The 4,493-nt window shown below is 68.6% G+C and carries 6 protein-coding genes; all 6 read right to left on the bottom strand.

The window, feature by feature from the left end; genetic code table 11:
* Positions 1-77: 77 nt before the first annotated feature.
* The gene (gene rdgB, locus AC1DBQ_RS22140) at positions 78-755 is read right to left on the bottom strand and encodes an RdgB/HAM1 family non-canonical purine NTP pyrophosphatase (protein WP_476930557.1); all 678 of its coding nucleotides are present in this window, start codon (positions 753-755) and stop codon (positions 78-80) included.
* Entirely contained in the window at positions 752-1,510 is a 759-nt protein-coding gene (gene rph / locus AC1DBQ_RS22135) for a ribonuclease PH (protein WP_476930556.1), read from the bottom strand. The genes rdgB and rph overlap by 4 nt, the downstream gene beginning before the upstream one ends.
* A gap of 77 nt (positions 1,511-1,587) precedes the next feature.
* On the bottom strand, positions 1,588-2,385 hold the full coding sequence (locus AC1DBQ_RS22130) for an MBL fold metallo-hydrolase (RefSeq protein WP_476930555.1): 798 nt from the start codon (positions 2,383-2,385) through the stop codon (positions 1,588-1,590).
* Complete coding sequence (gene murI / locus AC1DBQ_RS22125) at positions 2,382-3,422, bottom strand: glutamate racemase (RefSeq protein ID WP_476930554.1); 1,041 nt, start codon at positions 3,420-3,422, stop codon at positions 2,382-2,384. Before murI ends, AC1DBQ_RS22130 begins: the two co-directional genes overlap by 4 nt.
* An 85-nt stretch (positions 3,423-3,507) precedes the next feature.
* Positions 3,508-4,074, bottom strand: coding sequence for a DUF2017 domain-containing protein (locus tag AC1DBQ_RS22120; protein ID WP_476930553.1), 567 nt, complete (start codon positions 4,072-4,074; stop codon positions 3,508-3,510).
* Positions 4,067-4,432 carry an ATP-dependent Clp protease adapter ClpS gene (gene clpS / locus AC1DBQ_RS22115; RefSeq protein WP_091253439.1) on the bottom strand — a complete coding sequence of 122 codons (366 nt, stop codon included), beginning with the start codon at positions 4,430-4,432 and terminating at the stop codon, positions 4,067-4,069. Before clpS ends, AC1DBQ_RS22120 begins: the two co-directional genes overlap by 8 nt.
* Positions 4,433-4,493: the final 61 nt, after the last annotated feature.

The raw sequence follows: 4,493 nt of genomic DNA, 5'->3' as shown, positions 1-4,493 counted from the left end.
ACAGTGTGGGGCGCCTCTCTTGCTTTAAGCACTCACAACGCCCTCAGCGGGCATCACACGGCACCTGCCGCGGCGGCCTACGTCCCGGCCAGGGMTTCGACGATGGCCGGGAGGAGTGCACGGAAGGCATGGCCCCGGTGGCTGATGGCGTTCTTCTCCTCGGAACTGAGCTCGGCGCAGCTGCGGTCCAGTCCGCTCGGCTGCAGGACGGGGTCGTAGCCGAAGCCGCCTTCTCCGCGCGGCTCGCGCAGGAGCATCCCTTCCAGCTGTCCGTACTCCACGACTTCCCGGCCGTCCTCGGGCGCGGACCCGKGCACCGCCAGGGCCGCGGCACAGACGAACGCGGCCCCGCGGTACTCATCCGGTACGTCGGCGAGCTGGGCCAGGAGCAACTGCAGGTTCGCGGCGTCATCGCCGTGCCGGCCGGACCAGCGCGCTGAGAAGATCCCGGGCGCACCGCCCAGCACGTCAACGGACAGTCCGGAGTCGTCGGCGATTGCCACGAGCCCGGTGGCCGCCGCCACGGCCCGCGCCTTCAGGAGCGAGTTTTCGGCGAAGGTCACCCCGGTCTCGGCGACGTCGGGGGCTCCGACGGCGCCGGCATCCACTACCTGCGTGTCAACGTCGAGTCCGGGCACCTGGCCGCGCAACAGCTCGCGGAGTTCCCGCAGCTTGCCTTGGTTATGGGTGGCGAGGACCAGCCGGGGCGCCGTGCTGCCGGCATCCGCCAGGTCCGTGGAGGGCGCCTCCGTCACGGGGCTTCCGCCAGGGTGTCGCGCTGGATGGCGGCGAGCTGCTCCGTGCCCAGCAGCGCCAGGTCCAGGAGCTTGTTCAGCTCGTCGCGGTCGAAGGGCGCGCCCTCGGCGGTGCCCTGGACTTCCACGAATTTTCCGGAGCCGGTCACCACGACGTTCATGTCCGTCTCGGCGCGCACGTCTTCGACGTAGGGCAGATCGAGCATCGGCACGCCGTCKATGATGCCGACGGACACCGCGGCGATGGTGTCGATCAGGGGCTCGGCGTTCTTGGCGATCATCTTCTTCTCGCGCGCAAAGCGGATGGCGTCCGCGAGGGCCACGTAGGCGCCGGTGATGGCCGCGGTGCGGGTGCCGCCGTCGGCCTGCAGGACGTCGCAGTCCAGCACGATCGTGATCTCGCCGAGGGCCTTGGTGTCGATGATGGAGCGCAGTGAGCGGCCGATCAGCCGGGAGATCTCGTGCGTGCGGCCGCCGATTTTCCCCTTGACCGATTCGCGGTCGGATCGGGTGTTCGTGGCCCGGGGAAGCATGGCGTATTCGGCGGTGACCCAGCCGCGGCCCTCGCCCTTGAGCCAGCGCGGGACGCCCTCCGTCAGGGAGGCCGTGCACAGCACGCGGGTGTTGCCGAACTCGATCAGGGCCGATCCTTCGGCTTGCTTGGACCAGCCKCGCGTGATGCTGATCGGGCGCAGCTGATCGGCGGTGCGGCCGTCGGCGCGGATGACGGGGACAGTAGGAGCTGGGGAAGTCATGTCTTTAGCTTATCGACTTGCCCGGCCCCGGCTGTGCCGGCGTCGAAACTGCGCCGGCGTCTCACCGGTGCCGGTGTCTAAACGGTGTAGTGCACACCCGCGACGGCGACGGCGACGTCCTTACCGAAGACCTCCTTGGCCTCGGCCATGACGGTGGTCGGGGACGTCCAGACGGGGATGTGCGTCAGCAGCAGCCGCCGGGCACCGGCGGCGACGGCGGCCTCCCCGGCCCGCTTGCCGGTCAGGTGCACGTCCTTGATGGCGTCGTCGCGGCCCTCCTCGAAGGCCGCCTCGCACAGGAAGAGGTCGGCATCGCGGGCCGCGTCCTCGAGCCCGCTGCAGGAGTCGGTGTCGCCGGAGTAGCTCAGGACGCGGGTGACGGGGTTGCCGTCCTTGTCCGGTTCGGTGACCTCGACCCGGAGCGCATAGGCCTCTTCCACCGGGTGGTTGACGGCGTAGGGGGTAACGGTGAACGGGCCMATGGTCACCGGCTTGCGCTCGGACCAGTTGCTGAAGTCGAATTCCTCGTRCATCCMGGGATCCAGGTCCAGGCCGTAGGCGGTGGCCATGCGGTCGGCGGTGGCGGCCGGTCCCCACACCGGAATCCGGCCCTTGCCCCAGCCGCCCGGCTTCCAGCGCACGGCCACATGCAGGCCGCACAGGTCCATGCAGTGGTCCGGGTGCAGGTGGGTCAGGAAGATCGCGTCAATGTCCTCCAGGTCCGTGTAGCGCTGGATCGCGCCCAGCGCGCCGCTGCCGATGTCCAGGACGATCTTCCAGTTMCGCTCGCCGTCGTTGGCGGTCAGCAGATAGCACGACGCCGGCGAGCCGGGTCCCGGGAAGGACCCGGTGCAGMCCACGATGGTCAGCTTCACAGCAGTGTTCCCCCGCMCGMGGCTCCGCCCACGAAGTTGGAGATCCGCGGGCGGCCCGTGCCGGCCTGGGCGGCGGCGATCATCTCCGGGGTGATCCGGGCGAGGCTGCCGGTGGGGTACTGCGCCGCGACGTGGTCCACGTGGCGGACGCTGAGGACCTCGGGGCCGAGAAAGCGCCGGGCGAGGTGTTCGAACTGGGCGGCATCCCCGGTGGCAATGAAATTGTGCTCTGGGGCCGCGGCGTCCATGCGCTCGAGACCGCGGGAGGCGAGGGCACGGTAGACATCCTTGGCCGTTTCCTCGGCGCTGGAGACCAGCGTGACGTCCTCGCCCAGGACGAAGGAGATCACGCCCGTGAGTAGCGGGTAGTGCGTGCAGCCGAGCACCACGGTGTCCACGCCGGCGGCTATGAGCGGTGCCAGGTAGTCGCGGGCGACGGCKAGCAGTTCCGGCCCCGTGGTGATCCCGGCCTCCACGTAGGGCACGAACGCCGGGCAGGCCACGGATGTGATCTCCAGGTCCGGGGCGGCCGCGAAGGTGTCCTCGTAGGCGCGCGACCCCACGGTGGCCGAGGTCCCGATCACGCCCACCCGGCCCGTGCGGGTCGCCGCGACGGCGCGACGCACCGCCGGCTGGATCACTTCGATCAMCGGAATTCCGTACCGGGCCGTGTACCGCTCCCGGGCATCGCGCAGCACGGCGGCCGAGGCGGAGTTGCAGGCAATGGTCAGCAGCTTCACGCCGGAGTCCACGAGCTCGTCCATGACGCCGAGGGCGTTGGCGCGGACTTCGGCGATGGGAAGGGGACCGTAGGGGCCGTTGGCGGTGTCGCCGACATACAGGATGGATTCGTTGGGCAGCTGGTCGATGATCGACCGGGCCACCGTGAGCCCGCCGACGCCGGAATCGAAGACCCCGATGGGGCGCGATCCCAGCTCCGATGCCGGTTCGTGGCCCGTGGGGCCGGTGGCGGTATTGCTCGCTGGGGAGTCCGCGGCAACAGCTGCGGCCGGGTCCATACTCGATGCTGAAGTCATGATTATTCGAGGATAGGACAACGTCTGCGGGGCGGCCATCACATTGTGGCGTGCAACTCGTGTCTCATGTGTCACACGCCCGCGCTCAGCGCCGGGCATCGAGCGAGTGCACCATCGCCTGGACCAGAGACTCCTGCAGCCACGTGGTGAAGTTGTATACGAGGGCCAGGTAGCTTTCCACGTCCTCGGCCTGGGACCAGTCCTGCATGAGGTGGACGTTGTCCGCGTCGGCGTCGTCGCGGATGTCGAGGCGTTCGGCCAGGACCAGCCGGACATCGTTGAGGGCCGTGGCCCAGTGCCGGGCGTCGGCCGGGGTCAGGACAAGGTCCTCCCTGTCCAGGCTCAGGGCGGCCGCCTTCAACGCGCCGATCTTGCTTTCGCGCAGCGAGCGCTCGGTGTRCCGGCGGAACTCGAGGGAGGCGTCGTCGTCGTTCTTCATCACGTTCGGCAGCAGCCGGCGCAGGGCCCGGTCCGAGGGCTCGCGGGCGTCGGCGTCCAGTCCCACCAGGGCGGCCAGCGGGTCCTCGTTGGCCCGCTCGGCCGGCTCGAGCATGGAGATGACGTCGGCAAAAAGGCTGCGCAGCAGTTCCCGTTCAGCCGGCTCCAGGTAGCCCTTGATGCCCTTGAGCCCGTACTTGAATGCCTTAGCCACGTTTTCCCTTGCCTTTGCCTGAACCGCTCCCGCTGCCGCCGGTGGCTTTTTCCACCGTCGCCCAGAGGCCGTAGCCGTGCATGGCGACCGCGTGCTGCTCCACCTGTTCCTTGCTGCCGTGCGCCACGATCGAGCGGCCCTTCTTGTGGACCTCCATCATGAGCTTGTTGGCCTTGGCCTCCGAGTATCCGAAATAGCTGCGGAAGACGTAACTTACGTAGCTCATCAGATTCACGGGATCATTCCAGATCACGAGGTTCCAGGGGATGTCCGGGGCGGTCAGGACGTCKGTGGACGTCACCGTTCCGGTCTGGGTGCTCTCCCGTGTGTCGGGGCCAAGCGCAACGCTGAGGGTCATCTGTCCATTCTATGGGGATGCACACTAGAGTGAATTTGTGAGTTCATCAGCTGGCTGGGAC

Source organism: Arthrobacter sp. 10T413_2 (assembly GCF_056394205.1).
This window is presented reverse-complemented; position numbering and strand designations above follow the sequence as displayed.